Raw genomic sequence first — 18827 nt, 5'->3', positions numbered from 1 at the left:
TAATAATAGAAAATTATTTTCTAGATAAGGATAATTGTAAATCTATCTCCTATATCAACTTTTAAATTAACATATCTATCATAGCGCTCAACCTTTTGATATCAACTTGGATGTTTCCGTCGTTTTTACTCAAATTACTATTATTAGGATTTGTTAAACAGCCGTACTGAAATCCTAAAGTTCTAGCTATTCCTGCAAAGTTAAGAGTTGGTGGAGTTTCACCACATATCTCGATTACTTTAGCATTTGTACTAAATATAATATTGCTTAATCCTGCTCCGTGTGGCGCAATGATAAATTTTGCCTGAGAAAATAAATTTATTTGTTCAGCTAAATTTAACTCTTCCAGTATATAACTTCTAAAATTATAGAATTTTAGACACTCGTATACTTCAGATTCATTTAATATCCGTCTGCCTACTGCTTTTCTTCGAGAAACATAAACATAGGGATGTACATCTTTAATTGAAGTACAATTTTTACGAACATATTGTTTTAGTTCTTCTGCTAACCATGTCAAACCTTGAGGAGAAGTATATCCACTGTATATATTCTCATCTTGATATAGGTTTCGGAAGCTAGGTACGATGAGATTTCTTACCAATGTCTTTCGATTTCTCCAAAATATAAAATCTTCTTCTCGATATCCCAAATATTTAAGTGATTCTATCTGCCATTTATTTGGTTGATTATGAATAATTAGAGGAACCTTAAAACCTGTCTTATTTTCATAGTATTTTACTCCTTCTAATTTAGTTAGTGTATTTATAATCCACTGATAGTAGTTATTATGATTCCAACTGTTTATTAAAGAACAAGCAATGGGTAATTCTTTAGATGATCTTGATAGATAAAATGATGTTAATGCTCTTAAAGAAAGACTATCTGCTGTATGCCAGTATATATTGTTACTATAATAAGGAACACTAGTTTCTCTGATAAACTCTCCTTCATCTGTTAGACCAACAGCATATTTTCCTATCAAATAAATGTTACTAACTTCAAAAACATAAGAATTTGATATCTTATCTTTTTGAGGTTTTAACTCTTCTTTGACATCAGAAGGTGTATCTTCTAAGTAATACGCCTTCACTAAGTTTAAATCTTCTGGAGAATGATACTCATAACAATTATCTGCTCTTGTTATTAAATCTCTACGATTCAATTCTTTTAGTTTTTTTGATTTTAATAAAATATCTATTAAAGGTTTACGAAGTTTAGCTTTAATACCCATTCTGTAAAGTACGCGATTTAACTCTCTGAGCACTTTAATTTTTTTTAGTTGTTTTTTGAGCATAGCGATAATCCTACTTAACTTAGTAAGCTGTGTTACAAAAAATTGCGCTCCAAAATCTGCTGGTAAAACAGTTTTGATGTGGCGGCTTTAAACAATTGATTGAGCAGTCAGTCTTCGGTTATTTTAGAGTTTGAAATTTTATTGCTGCCAAATATCTACTGCAAAACTTTTTGTACAGTTTGCCAGTAGAGGCCGTTTTTGTAACTGCTTCGCATTGTTGGCGCTCTCTGTACACCACTACTTAGCGGATAGCCAGGTGGATAATTTTCTACTCTCTTGGATGCTATCAGTAAAAGTTGCGATCATAGCCTACAGGTAGTATCTCCATCAATATATTAATAATTACCCTACTTATAGTACAGCTAAAGTTGTGACTAAAAATTAAAGTCAGCCTCAATTAAAGCTTAGTCGTTAAACTAATGAAAAAAGTTTCTGTAATTGTTCCAGTTTATGGAGTCGAGAAGTACATAGCAGCTACAGTCCAATCTGTTCTCGATCAGACCTATAAAAATTTCGAGCTTCTCATTATTGATGACGCCTCTCCTGACAGAAGTGTAGAGATTTGTGAGCAATTTACAGATCCGAGAATTAAAATTATTCGTCAGGAAAATCGAGGACTAGCCGGAGCTAGAAATACTGGGATTCGTCACGCTCAAGGGGAATATTTAGCCTTTTTGGACGGAGATGATTTGTGGGTGCCAGAAAAGCTAGAAAAACACGTTGCTCACTTAGAAAAACTGCCAAATGTCGGTATTAGCTTTAGCCGTTCTGCCTTTGTCAATGAGGCAGGAGAACCTCTGGGAACATATCAAATGCCTAAGCTTAAAGGCATTACCGTACCCCACTTACTTTGCCGCAATCCTATTGGTAATGGCTCTGCTCCGGTGATTAGAAAGGAAGTTTTTGAAGATATAAAATACCAGGATAATATCTATGGTAGTTTAGAAGATTTTTATTTTGATGAAAGCTTTCGCCAATGTGAAGATATCGAATGTTGGATTCGCATCGGAATTCAGACAAATTGGCAGATGGAGGGTATTCCTGAAGCTTTAACTTTATATCGGGTAAATTCGGGCGGACTATCATCGAATATGCTCAAGCAGTTCGATTTTTGGGAAAAAGTCATGGAAAAGACACGCTCTTATGCCCCAGAAATAGTTGATAAATGGGAACCACTAGCTAGAGCTTATATACTGCGTTATTTGGCTCGCAGAGCAGTGCGTTTGCAAGATGGTTCTATGGCTGTAAAAATGATGAACCAAGCTCTGGCAACTAATTGGCGTATTTTAATTGAGGAGCCACGCCGTACTCTTTTAACTTTAGCTGCGGCATATCTTCTTGTACTATTGCCTGAGTCTTTTTATCACTCCATTGAGTCTATTGCTTTAAAAAGTACGGGGGCAAATCAAAAGCGTCGAATTTTACAAGATCAGTCTAGTGCAGTTTCAACAAATTAGTGCAGTTTTAATAAAGTTGTGGAATATGGCTAGATTTGAAGGAAGATAGTCTAGATGTCAAAATTTACCGTTGTAAAACAGTTTTGACTATCAGCTGGGATTTACAGACCGGCTAGATCTCCGTATCGTTTGTTAAATCGATCACAGCTAATGCATTACCGTCAGGAAGTGGCCTTCTTCTCAAAGCTATTAGAGCCTGACTGTCTTTGCTTTGATGTTGGTGCAAATATTGGTGAAAAAACGGAAGTACTTTTTAGATCTGGTGCAAGGGTAGTTGCGTTTGAACCACAGCTTGACTGTATGAGAAAACTTGAAGCTCGATGCTACAATGACCGCAACAAATTGTATGTATGTAAGAAGGCTCTTGGTGCAGAAGCTGGAGAAGCGGTATTGAATGTCCATGAATTTCGTGGACAAGCAAGCTTGCATGAGAATTGGGGGGAAGGCACGCTCACACAAAGTCTTCAAGTCCCTGTCATAACTCTTGATCATGCTATCACTGAGTTTGGAAAACCAAGCTATTGCAAGATAGATGTTGAGGGATGGGAACTTGAAGTTTTGAAAGGGCTGACGCAGCCAATCCCCTTATTGTCCTTTGAATATCATCTTAATCAGAAGCATGATATTGACAATGCTCTTGCTTGCCTGGATTATCTGTCACAATTTGGAGACCTAAGCATAAACATAACGCCATCATCTCGATTAAACTCATTTACGTATCAAAAGTGGATGTCTTTGGAAAAATTTTTAAGATTTTTCCCCAACGGTTTCCAGGGACATGAGGAATATTCCTATGGCGACATTTACATCCGAACTAATTAATTTGGGCAAAAGTAACAGTGCAATGTGGAAACTGTTGCTCCTTTCCTAGAACGGTAGTTTATGGTTGAGAGGCTTTGCTCTTAAAAATGCTTATAGTTTTGCTTCGTTTGCGATCGCTACACTTTTAGCAAACTAAATAGCGACTGCCGTGTCTATTTCTCATTGATGTAATTGCTTCACTAACTGCCACAGCCTTTGCACATCAAAAACAAATTTGTAAACAGTACTAATGTACGATTCGTGGCTAGCTCAGTAGATCCTCTTTCTAAACCTTAGTGCGATCGCGTTGATTTTGAACCTTTGTACTTTTAATAAATAGTGATTTTTATTTAATTGTGAAGCTAATCGGGCTGTATTAACAACATCAAATCTTTACAAAATCACTATAGTTTTGAGGTAGCAAAATCAAATCTTTACAAAAGTAATTACGTAGGATCGCAGAGAGCCAAATAAATATTGAAAATTTACTTATTCAAACCATGTATTATTAATACATAAGTGGATATTATTTATTTCAATTATTATAATTTTATTTACCATCATTACTGTTATAAGTACTGAAATAATTGCTCTAGATAACTGAATCAATTGTAATTATGATAGGAATTTACAAAATAACTTACAAAAATCAACTTAATAATTTAAGTGTTAGATTTTACTTGAATTCAGTTATCGAAAATGTATAAACAAAGCCTAGAGTTTATTACTTTAGATATATAGCCAAAAAATATTTAGTCATGTAAACGTTTACTTAAATACGTAGCTTTGTAATAATGTTCCCTATTGTTTACATGATTAGCACTATGAATTTTTTCATAAATTTTGCTTGTAGATTCTCATCTCAAGCAGCCTTCTTATAAATGAGGCTATGATTGGAGCAGAAACATGGCTGCGTGTAGTATTATGTACCAATGCGCAACCCTGGATGATCAATTAGTAAATATGATGACTGCTGTGAAAAACCTGATATTTGCTGAGGTATTTGTAACAATCAATACGTCAGTAAGCTATCTGTTATTCATTTAATTAAGCTCAGAAACCTGTCAGATAGTGTTCACTATTAAGTTACTGCGTTGCCTGGCTTCATCAACTCCAAAAAAACATTTATTCGCGCCATTATGTACCAGCTTTTTGATACTGGTATCTTTAATAGTGGGACAACAATGTTTAAATTTATGGATAGCATTGCTCAGTCAAGATGCAGCCGACCGAGTAACTCGTACCCTATTGGTTGAGCGTGAGGCAGAACGTCTGCTTAACGCCGTCATAGATGAGCAAAGAGCCTCACAAGGTACCTACAAAAAAGAAGAAATAGCCGTCCGTGGCAGTCTCAATCGTCTACATTGGCTCCTGCAAAATAACTCAACCCAAATTAAACAACTCGACAGGATTAAAAATATTTATAATCGCTGGCAAAGCCAGCTCACTCAAGGAACACTCTCTGACTCTACCAGCACTAATAGTTTGATAGAAAAGAATTTATTTGATTCTCTGCGCGCTCAGATTCGGATTTTGCTTATGCACGAAGAGCTACTGATGGGCGAACGCAAACATCGTTTGCAGCAACTTTATTACATCAATACAGCTGTGAACATTGTTTGCACAGTAGTGATTGTGGCAGGAATTACTTTAAATATTCGGCTTTTACACCAACGAGTTGAGGTTCCTTTACGACAGTTGATAAAAGTGGGAGAAGTTTGGCGCAAAGGACAAATGGATATTCGGTTTGACTATTCCTCTCCGGATGAAATCGGTCAACTGACAGAAGTTCTCAACGAAATGGTAGCTCAGGCTAGAGAGCGCCAACAACGCATTGAGGTTCGTAATCAACAGCTTGAGGACATGATCTCTGCCCTTTCCCATGATTTGCGCACTCCCTTACTTGCTACCCGCGCTACCTTAGACGGTATGCTTAAAGGAGCTTTTGGCCCTGTCAGTTGTGTTTGGAAAGAAGTGTTTCAAGAATTTCGCCAGGCTAACGAGGATTTGCTCAAGCTTGTGGAAGCTCTGTTGGATGTTTCTCGATATGAAGCTGGTTACGGCGCTCGCTTGAACTATGAACCTCTAAATTGGGAAAGGATTTTTGTCAAAGCAATTGCCCAGATACAAGCCACTTCTAAACGGGAACCCACCCTTGTTTATAAAATTTCTCAGTCATTGCCGATTGTCTATGGTGATGAATTAGAAATTAGAAGGGTTGTACAAAATCTACTAGATAATGCTGTCAGAGTGAGTGAACCGAGTAAGGAAATTTTTCTTCAAGTAGCATCTTTCGGAAAAACCCAAGTCAAGATTTCTGTACGAGATTATGGTTCAGGAATTGCACCACAAGATAAAGAACGCCTATTTCACCGCTTCATTCAGGGACGAGGGCGGCGTGGCAAATCTGGACTTGGTTTGTACTTATGTCGTCAAATCGTGGAAGCTCACGGAGGTAAGATTGGTGTCGAAAGTACCCTCAAAGAAGGTAGTACCTTCTGGTTTACCCTACCAATCGCTAAAATTCAGGCTGCATCTAAGTACGAAAAGCAGATACGGGAGGAGGAGTGATGCTTGAGAAGCAAGAACAGAAAACAGTGCGGATTCTACTTGTTGATGATCACACTTTGATACGCCGGGGTATGAAAGGACAATTTGCCTTGGAGCCTGGCTTTAGTGTAGTTGGTGAGGCTGGTGACGGGCCACAAGCTATTGAATTGGCTACCGAGCTTCAGCCGGATGTAGTTTTGATGGATATCGATCTGCCAGCCATGAATGGAATTACAGCTACACAGCGGATTAAAAGCGATCGCACTGCCACCCGTATTCTTGCCTTGAGTGCTTTTGATGACGACACGCAGGTGATTGGGATGCTTGCGGCGGGAGCAGATGGTTACTGCCTCAAGACGATTGAATGGGAACAGCTTGTTGCTGTGATTCAATTAATCCTCCAGGGTGGCGCTTATCTAGATCCTCATATCGCTCAGAAAGTTGCCCGGATGCTCAAGCCTGCCATGAACTCTAACCATCAAGCTCCTACTTCTGAGACACTGCAACAATCTATTCTCAGCAACCGCGAGCGTGAGATTCTTAAATTAATTGCCAAAGGATACTCAAATCAGGAAATCGCTGAGGAACTCTACCTTTCACTAGGGACAATCAAATCTTATGTGCGTATGGTTCTCAACAAACTTAGTGTTGATGATCGCGTACAAGCAGCAGCATTGGCTGTGCGTGAAGGTTTAATTTAAGTTCATTTAGACTAGTAAGAAAGAAATTCCTCTAGACGGGTATATAGTTCTGTAGGTGTGGTAACTGATGATAAACCCTCATCCATAGGTTGCTCTGACCACAAAATATAGGGCTGAAATATCTGGAAATCTCCGAGTATTGGTAGACATAAAACAAAAACGTGAGGGGCGAATAGAGTAACCTCTTCATTGTTTGGAATACCGTAATAGGGGAACACTTCTAAACTCTTTTTCAAACAGTAGCTGCTGACGCGCTGCACGGTGCTAACGTTGCTACCAATCACCATAATTCGATGCCTCTCCATGGCAGCTTTTCCATCGCAACTACAAATTAATTGGACATAACGTGCGTGCAAGATTTTCGTAAGATACACAAAAGAATTTCAAGAATAATATGGCTCTGTTACTTGACAAGTTTTTCAACCTTGAACTCTTGTTCAAGCCAGAGATTTTGAAATACAACTTCTTAAATTTCAAAAGACAAGAATATCTTGATAACAAAAAGAAATAATGAGTGCTAACAAATGGTGCAATTTCTCTCGGAATTGTCTAACATAAGTAGCCTCGTTATACTCAAGAGTCTGTTAACAACGTTAGGTAGTAGATGCAGTACTACCATACTGTCGCGTTAAACTGAATCATAACCAAGCATTAATCTTTGAATTGAATACAGTCTAGTATGAAGCTTGAATTTTCTCCACACTAGAGCCAAGCGGATAGTTAGATGGATAATTTTGTCTCTCCATAAGGATACTGTACACCTTAGGCTCTAAATAACCATCAGATAGTATTTTTCATGACCCCCTAAGGTAGAGACTGTAAGAGGATTTTGTAAATCAAAGTCCAAGTTTTTTATATGTGGTTAAATGTGAGGATGTAATGCGAGTATGTCAAAAGTCCCCATATATTAAGAATTTCATTCCGGTTGCAGACTAATGATTGTTGTACAAGCAATTGAACTGGCTTGATATCTCTAGTCAAGCACAGGACTGTATGTATGATTCGGCGGTAGCTTGGCGCTACCTGTGTTCTGAATTCTGCTATCGCCGAATTTTGGATGATGAGGTTCAAATTATATGGCAGACCGAGTTAGGTTTCTCAACACCTTTTTTGATCGTGCGTCCTCGGACAAAGTAAGCAAGACATTACGAACACAGTTATTTGATCGCCAAACTGGTTCCGTCTATCAGGATTTAAATGACAAAGAAAAAGTGAAGCTCTTAAATGTAGAGATAGACAACTTATCTAAGGCGGAAGTCTTAGAGAACCTTAAAAGCGGCGTTGTGTTTACGCCTAACGTCGATCATTTGATGAAATTACAGAACGATGTGGATTTTCTCCACGTTTATAATCGTGCTGAATACAAACTGTGTGATAGTCAAATTCTGCTTTATGCATCTCGATTCTTAGGTAAGCCCATTAAAGAGAAAATTTCCGGTTCAGATTTTTTCCCTGCTTTTTATAACTTTCATAAAAAGAACGAGCAAATCAAAATTTTCTTACTAGGAGCAGGTAAAGGTGTTGCTTACAAAGCTCAACAGAGAATTAATGCTAAAGTAGGTAGAAATATTGTTGTAGGCTCGCACTCACCTTCATTTGGATTTGAAAAAAACGAAAAAGAGTGTCAGGAAATCATTGATATCATTAGGCGATCAGGAGCAACAGTATTGGCAGTTGGTTTAGGTGCGCCCAAACAAGAAAAGTGGATCTATAAGTACAAAGATTTGCTGCCTAATGTTAAAATCTTTTTGGCGATAGGTGCTACTATCGATTTTGAAGCAGGTAACATTAAGAGATCTCCTAAGTTTATTAGCGATTTGGGTTTAGAATGGTTGTACAGAATGGTATCTGAACCAAAGAGACTATGGAAAAGATACTTGATAGAAGACCTACCTTTTTTCTGGTTAATTTTACAACAAAAGCTGAATTTCTATAATAATGGCGATTCGTAAAGGGTATAGCCACGAGCGTAGAAATTGATTCAGGTACAAAGTTTCACAAAATACTTGTGCGATCGCGCAGTGCCTCTACCCATTTTAGAAACAGTTTAGTTTCCAGCATTTGGTTTTCGGGTAAGTTTTGAACTGACGTAAATAGTATTGTTGCCTTAACCAATTTTCAATGATTCGGCACTGTAACGGTTAAAATCTTTTAAGTCTGACTGCCAACTGCCAAATTATCTTGCTTAAACGATAATCTTTCAGCGCAAAACAAAAGTAGTTTGAAAAATAAAAACCCTTACTACTAAGTGTAAGGGTTTTATTTTATCAAAAAAATCCTAAGTATCTTTTTTACCTTCGCGGCTAGCTGTCTGGATGTAAAGGATGATTAAAAAAACAGCGGGAACCAGCACGAATAAGATGCTGGCTACAAACCCCAGGTCATTAACCTGCATAGCAGAAAAGCCTCTCTTAAATACCAGTCAACAATCTTAGGATAGCATCATTGCGCTCTGACTGAATCATTTGTAATGAGTATAAAGTTGAAAGTTGTAAGTAGAGGAATTGGAAATATCAAAATCATCAACTCTAAGGCTTTGTAACTACGCTTATAGTACCATTGACTAAGGTTTGGCAAGCAAGGCGATAATTAGCGGGCTTTTTTTTCAATAAACGGTTTTCTACCTCTGTGGGGGGCGAAAGATTTTCTCTACCTTCAATTATTTCGACAATGCAAGTGCCACATTGACCGTAGCCACCACAATTCATCATCTTTCCCCAGATTTTATAGATGTCAATCCCATTTTCTAAAGCTTTGAGTCTCAAATTGGCACCATCAGCAGCTACAACTTCTTTATTCTCTTTAACGAATTTAATGTTACCCATAGTTATATCTCGTTTACTATTAGCTTGACTGTGACTGAAGTTTGACCTGGTTTTATGGAATTTGTTATCCATTATATATAGGAAATTATTACATTTTCTTAAGATTTATCAACTTTTTTAAAGACTTGTTTTCAATATTTCAATGCCACTTACCAATACAAATAGGGCAGTAAGCGATCGCCTATGCTACATAATCTCTGCAATACAGTAACCACAGTCATTTTAATGAATCGGTAAACTGTGGCAAGTTGTTTTTTAGTATTTTATTATACAAAATTTTCAGAATCTATCGGAAACTAAATTTATTTTTATAATTCTTACGTATAAATACGGAAGACAAGCATTAAAAATAGTTTTAAAAGTTTATTACCTACCTTATATCCACAGAGTAGAAATTGTGGCTAATTTAGCTTGTATATAGCTTATTTTCAGTATAATTCGTTAATTATCTTTATCTTACTTGCTGATGTTGTAAAGGCAAGGTTTTTACTCTAAAAGCTTTTGAGCCATTAATCTTAATGATTAGAAAATATCTCTATAGCTTTTAAGTAATTAAGAATACAGATAATCTATATGTACGGCAATGGTAAGATTTTGCACACGCCGTTCAATATATATCTATTAACGAGTTTTTAATGTAATGGGTCAATTTTGAAGGTTTTGATACTTTTTATATTTCTAATGAACAAAGAAAAAAAACTTAATGCTACTGCTAGTTCCCGTAATTCTAGAGTAAATTATATGCGCAGTGTATGCTTGGGTTTATTAAGCACCCTGGCAGCAACCTTTTTCTTAACCACAACTATTTCAGTCAACCGTGCTTCTGCTGTCAATGTTAGAAAAGAAAGCTCTGCATTAAAAAAATGGATAGCAAAAGCGAAGCAACGTCAAAATACTCGCATCAAAAAAGACACTAAACTAATTGCTCAGATAAATTCCCCTGGAGTTGGCGATAGCTTGAGAGAGCTAAATCAGTTACGTCAAGAGCTTTTAATTGATCCTGTTGTGGTAGAAAGCAGACGCGTTATAGCTCCTGGCTCTACTGCTGGCACTCCTTCAGCTTATGGTGCAAGTTGGGGACAAGCCTACATAGGAGGTGGTTTGTACTTTCCTTTTGACAACGATCGCATTGATGGTTCGGCAGCTGTTGGATTTGGTTTAGGAGATGCATTGAAATCTGTGGGTGTTGAAATAAATGCGAATATTACCAGTGTAGGAGGTGGTGATAATTTCGACTTTGGCGATAGTGGAGGTTTAGGTTTTAAAGTACACAAGTATTTTGCTGATCGTACAGCAGTAGCTGTTGGTTGGTCAAATCCGATTAAATGGGGAGATAACAATGGGACAAAAGATACTATTTATGGAGTAGTTACTAAAACGTTTGATTTAGAGCCAAATAATCCTAAAAACAAACTACCCATCACTCTTTCAGTTGGTGTTGGCAGTGGTATTTATCGTTCTATAGGAGCGATCGCAGCCAACGAAAATACCCCAAATTTTTTCGGTAGTGTGGGTTTACGAGTAATGCCAGAAGTTTCTTTAGTTACAAGTTGGACTGGGAATAGTCTCAATATAGGTGCTTCCTTTGCTCCTTTCAAGAAAACACCCATAGTGATTAACACGATCTTGACAGATCTTACCGACAATTTTGATAACGGCACAGGTTTATCTGTAAGTGGAGGCTATGTTTTCCAGTTTTAAAGTCTAACTTCTGTATTAATTAATTAAAGTAAAATGTAAAAGTAATGAATAAGCAAAAATTGCCTTTGACCATTGGTCTAGTTTTATTGGTTTTGGGCTGTATTGATGGCGTCGCGCCGATAAAAGCTAATGCTGGTAAAGCTGTAATTCGGGGAACGAGTGAAGATTCTTCCACTTTCTTTGGTAGTAACTTCCAATTTCCTGGAACTAATGTATTAGTCGAGGTAAATAATCAAATTCTTGTTCCAGCTATCATTCAGCAGCTTATTAATCAACAGGCAGGCGCGATTATAAAAAACGCCAATACAGGCAATTCAAACGGATCTCAAAAAGGTGTGATTGGCTTACTTCTGGCGTGTTCATCTGATGCCAATGATGCCATTAATCAGCTACAGGTTTCCCTATCGAATTCAGGAGCTTCTCAAACTCCCACTCAAACTCTTGTAAAAGCTTTAATAGGATTATTTAAGTTTTCTGCACCTTCATTAAAACAAAAGCCTAGTCTATCTGGTGCTGAATCACAACCGATTCAAGAAATCAATTCTTGTCATGCTAATGACAATGACGCTCAAACGAATGTGGATGTGCCTCAGCTAATCGCTGCTATCAAGGCTTACAATGACATTGTTCTCAAAAGTGATTTAGCAACTTTGAAAAAACTCTCTAAAAACTCAGATTTTGTTGAAATTGGTAAAGTTCTTAAAGAATTAAGAACTGTTTTGATTTAGAGCCACAAACCAGAGTTAAAAATTGTTGCAATTTCTATTTGTAAAATAGGGACTAGATGTTGGTAACAAGAAGATGGGTAAGAAATATTTCTACCTTCTTTATGAGCTTTTACCACGGGTATCTGTCTTGAAAATAGGGAACGGGGAACTCTTAACAGGGAACAGAAAAAGAAAGATTTTCATTCCCTCGTTGTGTGATTTAATCACATGGGCGTCTAGCTAAGAATTAATAATACTGTTGGTATATTCAAAGTGATTGAAATCCTCTAATTTCCTTTGTTCTCTTTAGAAGATTTTAGGAGATAAATTTAGGGATTTGAGCTTCGTATTACCAACAGTATTTTTTGCAGCTAGGCGCTTTTTAATTCAATATGAAACACACCCAGCTGTAATATTAAATTTCAATGGGTTCTATTCAAACCACTTAGATAGAGACGAAAGATTTCGTCTCTATTTTTACCTGAAACCTACGGCTGCTTGCCAAACAAAAGCTAGCAACAAGAAGAAAACAGGTATGAGAGGCAAAACATCTACTAAAGGGTCAAAGATTTGAAATGCTTCAGGCAATTTTGCTAAAAAAAGTGCTGCTTCCATTTTTATTTAAATCCACCTTTCCAACACAGCTTTCAGAATTGAGAAATATCTTAACACGGCTTGGACATCAGTTATTAGTCATTGGTCATTGGTTAGTAGCTGGTTGCTCTCCTCTGCTCCCCTTGTCTTTCCCTCCCCTCTCCTTATCCTCTACAGTGGTGTAAGCCAGTGTGCAAATTCGGTGGCAAAGGTGTCGCGCAATATTGCCTCTCTTATCTTTTGAGTAAAGCGAATGAGTTCGGTAATGTTGTGAATACTCAGTAGAGTGTACGCTAAAATTTCTTGCGATCGCACTAAATGAGATATGTAAGCGCGAGTGAAATTTTGGCAGGTGTAGCAGGGACAAGTTTCATCCAAGGGCGTAAAATCTTCACGAAACTTAGCATTCTTTAAGTTCCAGCGATCGCCTTGCACCATTGCCGTACCATGTCTTGCCCACCGCGTCGGAATTACACAATCAAATAAATCCACTCCGGAGGCGATCGCCATTACCATTTCTCGGTAAGTTCCTACACCCATCAAATAACGGGGCTTGTGATGTGGTAGTAAAGGCGCTGTTACCTGCACAATCTGGTGAATCAGTTCTGGTGGTTCTCCCACGCTTACACCGCCAATAGCATATCCAGGTAAATCTAAATCAGCCAAAGCTGTAGCCGCACGAGAACGTAAATCTAAATGTACACCACCTTGAACAATCCCAAACAACGCCTGATCGCTGCGTTGATGAGCCACAATGCAACGTTCTAGCCAACGATAAGTTCGCTCCGTTGCTGCTTCTACCTCTTGACGGCTTGCTGGGTAAGGCGGACACTCATCAAAAGCCATAATTACATCCGCCCCTAGTGTATTCTGAATCTCGATAGACTTTTCTGGTGTCAACTTAATTATTTGTCCATCGTGGGGTGAGCGAAATGTTACACCCTCTTCAGAAATTTTCCGCATTTCACTAAGGCTGAAGACTTGGAAGCCACCAGAATCGGTGAGCATCGGCCCATCCCAGCCCATAAATTTGTGCAGTCCTCCACTTCCAGCCACAATTGCTTCTCCTGGTTGCAAGTGGAGATGATAAGTATTAGATAATACCATTTGCGCCCCTGTATCCCGCAGTTGAGCTGGAGTCAGGGTTTTGACATTTGCCAGCGTCCCCACAGGCATAAAACGAGGGGTTTCAACCAAGCCGTGAGGAGTAAAGAACACCCCAGCCCGTGCTTTTGTCTGACTACAGCAACTCAGACATTGGAAAGAAAATTTTGCGCTCAAAGCAGAAACAACCGTTAAGATTAAAGCTAAGTTTAGTGAACTTAATTAAACATAACTTATCATTTTTAAAGGTAAGAGCCTATACGCTGTTTCTTTTTTGAGAATTGGTATTACTTTCGGGTAGATAAGAACTAACAATCAAATTGAATTTTGCATTTTCAACTCTGAAAGTGTCGGATTACCTCAGCAACCGACTTAGCTTGAGTGATCGCACCTCTAGGTATGTGTGGGTGATCGCCATCAAAAATTTCTGAAATAGAACCAAGACAAGCATCACCGCTCAGATGTTCTAGCAGTGGTTCCCAACTAAAGGGCAATGGTTCGCTTGGATAAAAACGCTGCCAAGCCCGGATGTAAGGACCAATTAACCAGCCCCAAATAGTACCTTGATGGTAGGAGCGATCGCGTTTTTCGGAATTACCTGCATATTTACCAATGTACTCTGAATCAGTTGGATCGAGAGTGCGAAGACCGTAGGGCGTAAGTAAGCGATCTGTTGCCTTTTCTAGTATTTGACGCCCTTGCTGCTCAGAAAATGCACAATGAACTAGTGAAAGTGCAATCACTGCATTAGGGCGCACTTGAGAATTACGGCGATCGTCTGGCTCAATGGTATCGTACAAATAACCAAGCTGGGAATTCCAGAACTTTTGCAGTGACTCTTTCACCTGTTGCGCATGCTGGCTATAACGTCGTGCTTGTTTAGCCAGACGGCTTGGTTCGGGAATAGCTTCTTGCTCGCTCAATATTTCTGCCCATCGAGAAGCCCAACACAAAGCTGAATACCACAGCGCATTAATTTCCACAGGTTTACCGCGACGAGGAGTCACAGGTTGTCCGTCAACTATTGCATCCATCCAAGTCAAGGCAACACCACGTGCATCCCAACCAACTAGCCCATCTAATGAATCAACTTGGATGTTGTAGCGTGTACCACCGATAAAAGCTTTGTAGATTTGTTGCACCACTGGGTATTGCTCTGTCAAAAACTGCCAGTCTTGCGTAGCTTCCAAGTAAAGCCCCAAAGTTTCAATCCACCACAGTGCTGCATCAATACTGTTATAAAAAGGTTCGCTATCTGCATCAGGCAATGTATTAGGAATCAAGCCGTGACGACAGTGCAGCCCTAAAGATCTTAAAATATCTCTTGCTAAATTAAAGCGCTGTGGAACTAAGACCAACCCTGGCAGAGAAATCAAGGTATCGCGCCCTGTGTCATTAAACCAATGGTAGCCGGAAATAATTGTAGGGCTGGCAATTGAAGTTCGGTAAACAATAAATTGATCGGCTGCTTGTAAAAGTTGCTGCCAAATGGGGGATTGGGGATTGGGAAGAGAACATGGGGACACGGGGAGGTGGGAGCACGGGGAGGTGGAGGATCTTGATTGACGTTCTTGCCCCAAGTCTTGTTGTTTCCCTTTCCTGTTGTCCTCTTCTTTATCCCTAGTTCCTCCCTCGCATCCAAAAATTTGGCAAAGCCGCTCTTGTTCTATTTCTATCGCTTCTGCAAAACTTTCGTCGGTAAGGATGCTCTGAAATCTGTCGGGAAAACCCACTTTTGCTTCCAGTGTGACTACATCTCCAGGGCGAAGAGTAACTGCTAGGTAACCAGGGCTGTAGAGATCTTCGCGATCGCTTAATCCCCGTCTTGTTTCCTCAGGTAAATGATAATTCCAATACCAAACTGCGTCTGGTTGATATCTGCCATGAGTCCAGCGCAGATGCCAAGGTGTGCCAAAATGTCCAGAATCAATCGCTTGTAAGCACACTTGCTTCTGACCAAGTAATTGGGAAAAATGTAAGTCGGGAATTGATTTTTGTTGGTTGTGAAAATCGCGATCACCTATCAACAACCGCAACTTTAAAATTGCAGCATCATTACCCTCATAACGATATTGAATTAAAAGGCGATGACTCAAACCAGAGGAGGCAAAAGCGCGAGGATACAAAGAGGTTGAGAATTTATCCACCACATCACCAGCCTCTGCCCCCTCTAGCCCATAAGGCATGATAATCTGCCTGCTTAACTGCCAGTTGTCTTCCCCCCAAATCCATTTGGGAACAGGATTGATATCAAAATAGCGTAGCAGTTCATAGCCTGTCGGATCGATCTGACCAAAACCCCAAAAATTAGTTCCTAGTGCTACAAGTTGCTTTGGTAGCTCTAAGCTCGCTTCTAAATGCGAAAGCAGCAGTGTACGCCCGCAAGGCGGGTTTGTGGCGGCAAATAGCCAGCCGTGATAAGTGCGCGTGCGGACATCAGAAACTGTACCACTAGCAAAACTTCCCAAGCCATTTGTGAGCAACCATTCTCTCGTATCTAAATCCACCATTTGCTACTCAAAATCGTTATGAGTATGATATAGTTGTAACAGTTCGTAATTAAGCTGTCAGGGCATGTACAGAAAAGCGTACCTGTACACAAGTAAAAAGCGGGCAGCTAGACACATATAAGTTCAAGGAGAATTAGTATATGTCAACAGAAGGATGCCTCCGCGTTGGTCAAAGCGCTCCCGACTTTACAGCCACAGCTGTAGTAGATCAGGAATTTAAGACGATTAAACTTTCCGACTATCGCGGTAAGTACGTCATTTTGTTTTTCTATCCCTTAGACTTTACCTTTGTTTGCCCTACTGAAATTATTGCCTTCAGCGATCGATACGAAGACTTTAAAAAAGTTAACACAGAAATTCTAGGTGTTTCCGTTGATAGCGAATTTTCTCACCTAGCCTGGATTCAAACCGATCGCAAACAAGGCGGTGTTGGTGATTTAAATTATCCCCTTGTTTCCGACATCAAGAAAGAAATTAGCACTGCTTATAACGTTCTTGATCCTGCGGCTGGCATTGCTTTACGCGGTTTATTCATCATCGATAAAGATGGTGTCATTCAGCATGCTACCATCAACAACCTAGCCTTTGGTCGCAACGTTGATGAAACTCTGCGGACACTGCAAGCTATTCAGTACGTGCAGTCTCACCCCGATGAAGTTTGTCCTGCTGGTTGGCAGCCAGGCGACAAAACAATGGTTCCCGATCCTGTCAAGTCCAAAGTCTACTTTGCTGCTGTTTAGTACAAAGGGCAACTAATAAACAATAGCCACAGATAAACATAGAGAAACTCTCGTCTATCTGTGGTTTTCTCATTTAATATTCTAATGATATTTTTAAAATTCTCAGAGAGAAAATATGTTGACATCTACTAATTTTAGCGGCTTATTAAATGAGCGTTTTTTTAGAAATTTCCTACCAATTCCAGCCAGTAATAAATTACCACTAGAATTTTTAACACCAGACTTTCAACTGCCGGATATTACTAATGGCACTTTAAGAAAGTTGTCAAGTTACAGAGGTAAACAACCACTAATACTAGCCTTTACACGTATTTTTACAGAAAAACAATATTGTCCATTTTGCTATCCACATATTAAAGCATTGAATGAAAATTACGAGCAATTTAAAAATCGGGGAATAGAAGTTTTAATGATTACTAGTACCGATGAAAGGCAAAGCCAAATAGTTGTTAGAGACTTAGGTTTAAAGATTCCGCTTCTGAGCGATCCTACCTGTCGGGTATTTCGTTTATATAAGGTTGGACAAGCTTTGGGAGCGCCTTTACCAGCACAATTTGTATTAGACAAAGAAGGTAGACTTCGCTACAAACATTTATTTTCCTTCTTGGATCATAATGCCAGTATAGAAACTTTGTTAGAACAATATGATGAAATAGTTAATGGTTAATAGCGATTAATTGCAAAAAATTAGCTATTAACCCCTAACCACTGTACGGGCGGGTTTAAAAGATAAATTATCGGTCTTAACCTAAAAATAATCAATGAAACCCGCCCCTACTAACGATCCCCAACCTATAATTTTTACAACCTAATATTTTGCAAATGGCTGCGGGGATTATAGGTACGGCTAGAGCGGATTTTTTCATAATATTCTCGCTCTTGTTGACTAATTTCTCTGGGAGTAGCGATCGCAATTTTCACTAACTGATCGCTACGTCCACCCTTAGGTTGCGGCCAACCCTTGCCCCGCAAACGCAAAGTTTGCCCAGAACGTACTCCAGCAGGAAGTTTCACATTCACGCTGCCATCGGGAGTAGGTACCTCAATAGACGCTCCCAGCACGGCTTCATCTGGTGTAATTGCTACTTCACAGACTAAATTATCACCTTCAAATTGGAAGAAAGAATGGGGCTGAAGTTCAACTTTTAAGTACAAATCTCCTCGTTGTTGCGTATAAGGGCTGACTTGTCCTTTGCCCCGCACACGCAAGCGGGTTCCTGGTTTTGCACCAGGAGGGATGCGAACATCAATAGTTTCGTTGCCCAGACTGAAGCGTTTTTGGACTCCATGAAAAGCTTCGGAAAAAGTCAGGGAAATTGTCGCTTCACTGTCTTGGCTAGTGCCTGTGGAAGCAGCATCTTGAAAGCCAAAATCACCAAAGCCGCCAAATCCGCTCGGAGCGCCTGTGGAAGTGCGGTAACTATAGGTTTGTCGTCCACCACGAGTACTACCACCGCCACCACCAAAGCGTCCTAACAACTCATTGATAAAATCATCAAAACTGCCGTACTGACTGAAGTCAAAGCCACCCATATCAACGCCAACACCGCCCCCAGGGAAGCCTTGACCGACTTGTTTCCAGTATTGACCAAATTGGTCGTATTTGCTGCGTTTTTCTGGATCTGACAAAACTTCGTAGGCTTCGTTGATTTCTTTGAAGCGTGCCTCCGCCTGTTTATTGCCAGGATTGACATCAGGGTGATACTTACGGGCTAATTTCCGAAAGGCTTGTTTGATTTCCTCTGGACTGGCAGTTTTACTAACTCCCAAAATTGCGTAATAGTCTTTAAAATCGGTTGCAGCCATCTACCAGCCTCCAATAGCAATTCCCTTTATGTTT

17 protein-coding genes are annotated in these 18827 nt (G+C 39.3%); 9 read left to right on the top strand and 8 right to left on the bottom strand.

Going from position 1 to position 18827, the window contains the following annotated elements; all coding sequences use genetic code 11:
* Positions 1-61 precede the first annotated feature (61 nt).
* On the bottom strand, positions 62-1297 hold the full coding sequence (locus tag U2718_RS00995; protein WP_341999407.1) for a glycosyltransferase family 61 protein: 1236 nt from the start codon (positions 1295-1297) through the stop codon (positions 62-64).
* A 419-nt stretch (positions 1298-1716) separates the two neighbouring features.
* Between U2718_RS00995 and U2718_RS00990 the strand changes: the two genes are divergently transcribed.
* The 4 genes from U2718_RS00990 (at position 1717) to U2718_RS00975 (ending at position 6806) form a co-directional block, all read left to right on the top strand.
* Positions 1717-2754, top strand: a complete 1038-nt coding sequence (locus tag U2718_RS00990; protein WP_341999405.1) for a glycosyltransferase family 2 protein — start codon at positions 1717-1719, stop codon at positions 2752-2754.
* A 150-nt stretch (positions 2755-2904) separates the two neighbouring features.
* Entirely contained in the window at positions 2905-3576 is a 672-nt protein-coding gene (locus U2718_RS00985) for an FkbM family methyltransferase (protein ID WP_341999403.1), read from the top strand.
* A 1152-nt stretch (positions 3577-4728) separates the two neighbouring features.
* On the top strand, positions 4729-6126 hold the full coding sequence (locus U2718_RS00980) for an ATP-binding protein (RefSeq protein ID WP_341999400.1): 1398 nt from the start codon (positions 4729-4731) through the stop codon (positions 6124-6126).
* Positions 6126-6806 carry a response regulator transcription factor gene (locus U2718_RS00975; RefSeq protein WP_341999398.1) on the top strand — a complete coding sequence of 227 codons (681 nt, stop codon included), beginning with the start codon at positions 6126-6128 and terminating at the stop codon, positions 6804-6806. Before U2718_RS00980 ends, U2718_RS00975 begins: the two co-directional genes overlap by 1 nt.
* A gap of 11 nt (positions 6807-6817) precedes the next feature.
* Here U2718_RS00975 and U2718_RS00970 read toward each other — a convergent pair whose 3' ends face one another.
* Entirely contained in the window at positions 6818-7111 is a 294-nt protein-coding gene (locus tag U2718_RS00970) for a hypothetical protein (protein WP_341999396.1), read from the bottom strand.
* 771 nt (positions 7112-7882) lie between these two features.
* Here U2718_RS00970 and U2718_RS00965 point away from each other — a divergent pair.
* Entirely contained in the window at positions 7883-8758 is an 876-nt protein-coding gene (locus tag U2718_RS00965) for a WecB/TagA/CpsF family glycosyltransferase (protein WP_341999393.1), read from the top strand.
* A gap of 326 nt (positions 8759-9084) precedes the next feature.
* Here U2718_RS00965 and psbM read toward each other — a convergent pair whose 3' ends face one another.
* Both psbM and U2718_RS00955 read right to left on the bottom strand, forming a co-directional pair.
* The gene (psbM, locus tag U2718_RS00960; protein WP_015136746.1) at positions 9085-9201 is read right to left on the bottom strand and encodes a photosystem II reaction center protein PsbM; all 117 of its coding nucleotides are present in this window, start codon (positions 9199-9201) and stop codon (positions 9085-9087) included.
* Between the two features lie 133 nt (positions 9202-9334).
* Complete coding sequence (locus U2718_RS00955) at positions 9335-9631, bottom strand: 2Fe-2S iron-sulfur cluster-binding protein (RefSeq protein ID WP_341999385.1); 297 nt, start codon at positions 9629-9631, stop codon at positions 9335-9337.
* Between the two features lie 681 nt (positions 9632-10312).
* On the opposite strand from U2718_RS00955, the gene U2718_RS00950 reads away from it, so the two are divergent.
* Both U2718_RS00950 and U2718_RS00945 read left to right on the top strand, forming a co-directional pair.
* On the top strand, positions 10313-11332 hold the full coding sequence (locus U2718_RS00950) for a hypothetical protein (protein WP_341999383.1): 1020 nt from the start codon (positions 10313-10315) through the stop codon (positions 11330-11332).
* 44 nt (positions 11333-11376) lie between these two features.
* The gene (locus tag U2718_RS00945; protein ID WP_341999382.1) at positions 11377-12060 is read left to right on the top strand and encodes a hypothetical protein; all 684 of its coding nucleotides are present in this window, start codon (positions 11377-11379) and stop codon (positions 12058-12060) included.
* 456 nt (positions 12061-12516) lie between these two features.
* Here the strand turns inward: U2718_RS00945 and U2718_RS00940 are convergent, their stop codons facing one another.
* From U2718_RS00940 to U2718_RS00930, 3 genes are all read right to left on the bottom strand, one after another.
* Positions 12517-12654 carry a photosystem II reaction center protein K gene (locus tag U2718_RS00940; protein WP_289787911.1) on the bottom strand — a complete coding sequence of 46 codons (138 nt, stop codon included), beginning with the start codon at positions 12652-12654 and terminating at the stop codon, positions 12517-12519.
* Between the two features lie 150 nt (positions 12655-12804).
* A complete protein-coding gene (gene tgt / locus U2718_RS00935; RefSeq protein WP_341999379.1) occupies positions 12805-13914 on the bottom strand; it encodes a tRNA guanosine(34) transglycosylase Tgt in 1110 nt (369 codons plus the stop codon).
* Between the two features lie 158 nt (positions 13915-14072).
* Positions 14073-16247, bottom strand: a complete 2175-nt coding sequence (locus U2718_RS00930) for an amylo-alpha-1,6-glucosidase (RefSeq protein ID WP_341999377.1) — start codon at positions 16245-16247, stop codon at positions 14073-14075.
* A 140-nt stretch (positions 16248-16387) separates the two neighbouring features.
* Here U2718_RS00930 and U2718_RS00925 point away from each other — a divergent pair, with 140 nt between their 5' ends.
* Positions 16388-16987, top strand: coding sequence for a peroxiredoxin (locus U2718_RS00925; RefSeq protein WP_289787908.1), 600 nt, complete (start codon positions 16388-16390; stop codon positions 16985-16987).
* 115 nt (positions 16988-17102) lie between these two features.
* A complete protein-coding gene (locus U2718_RS00920) occupies positions 17103-17654 on the top strand; it encodes a peroxiredoxin family protein (RefSeq protein ID WP_341999374.1) in 552 nt (183 codons plus the stop codon).
* A 134-nt stretch (positions 17655-17788) separates the two neighbouring features.
* Here U2718_RS00920 and U2718_RS00915 read toward each other — a convergent pair whose 3' ends face one another.
* Positions 17789-18793, bottom strand: coding sequence for a DnaJ C-terminal domain-containing protein (locus tag U2718_RS00915; RefSeq protein WP_341999372.1), 1005 nt, complete (start codon positions 18791-18793; stop codon positions 17789-17791).
* Positions 18794-18827: the final 34 nt, after the last annotated feature.

This window comes from Chlorogloeopsis sp. ULAP02 (assembly GCF_038404745.2).
GTDB lineage: Bacteria > Cyanobacteriota > Cyanobacteriia > Cyanobacteriales > Nostocaceae > Chlorogloeopsis.
Note: the sequence above shows the minus strand (reverse complement) of the source record. Positions and strands in the feature narration are given on the sequence as shown.

Excerpts from the sequence above, each read along its gene's own strand:
- U2718_RS00920 (WP_341999374.1), top strand. The coding sequence starts at position 17,103 with ATGTTGACATCTACTAATTTTAGCGGCTTATTAAATGAGCGTTTTTTT.
- U2718_RS00995 (WP_341999407.1), bottom strand. The coding sequence starts at position 1,297 with ATGCTCAAAAAACAACTAAAAAAAATTAAAGTGCTCAGAGAGTTAAAT.
- U2718_RS00925 (WP_289787908.1), top strand. The coding sequence starts at position 16,388 with ATGTCAACAGAAGGATGCCTCCGCGTTGGTCAAAGCGCTCCCGACTTT.
- U2718_RS00940 (WP_289787911.1), bottom strand. The coding sequence starts at position 12,654 with ATGGAAGCAGCACTTTTTTTAGCAAAATTGCCTGAAGCATTTCAAATC.
- U2718_RS00985 (WP_341999403.1), top strand. The coding sequence starts at position 2,905 with ATGCATTACCGTCAGGAAGTGGCCTTCTTCTCAAAGCTATTAGAGCCT.
- U2718_RS00945 (WP_341999382.1), top strand. The coding sequence starts at position 11,377 with ATGAATAAGCAAAAATTGCCTTTGACCATTGGTCTAGTTTTATTGGTT.
- U2718_RS00930 (WP_341999377.1), bottom strand. The coding sequence starts at position 16,247 with ATGGTGGATTTAGATACGAGAGAATGGTTGCTCACAAATGGCTTGGGA.
- U2718_RS00990 (WP_341999405.1), top strand. The coding sequence starts at position 1,717 with ATGAAAAAAGTTTCTGTAATTGTTCCAGTTTATGGAGTCGAGAAGTAC.
- U2718_RS00970 (WP_341999396.1), bottom strand. The coding sequence starts at position 7,111 with ATGGAGAGGCATCGAATTATGGTGATTGGTAGCAACGTTAGCACCGTG.
- U2718_RS00915 (WP_341999372.1), bottom strand. The coding sequence starts at position 18,793 with ATGGCTGCAACCGATTTTAAAGACTATTACGCAATTTTGGGAGTTAGT.
- U2718_RS00965 (WP_341999393.1), top strand. The coding sequence starts at position 7,883 with ATGGCAGACCGAGTTAGGTTTCTCAACACCTTTTTTGATCGTGCGTCC.
- psbM (WP_015136746.1), bottom strand. The coding sequence starts at position 9,201 with ATGCAGGTTAATGACCTGGGGTTTGTAGCCAGCATCTTATTCGTGCTG.
- U2718_RS00950 (WP_341999383.1), top strand. The coding sequence starts at position 10,313 with ATGAACAAAGAAAAAAAACTTAATGCTACTGCTAGTTCCCGTAATTCT.
- U2718_RS00955 (WP_341999385.1), bottom strand. The coding sequence starts at position 9,631 with ATGGGTAACATTAAATTCGTTAAAGAGAATAAAGAAGTTGTAGCTGCT.
- U2718_RS00975 (WP_341999398.1), top strand. The coding sequence starts at position 6,126 with ATGCTTGAGAAGCAAGAACAGAAAACAGTGCGGATTCTACTTGTTGAT.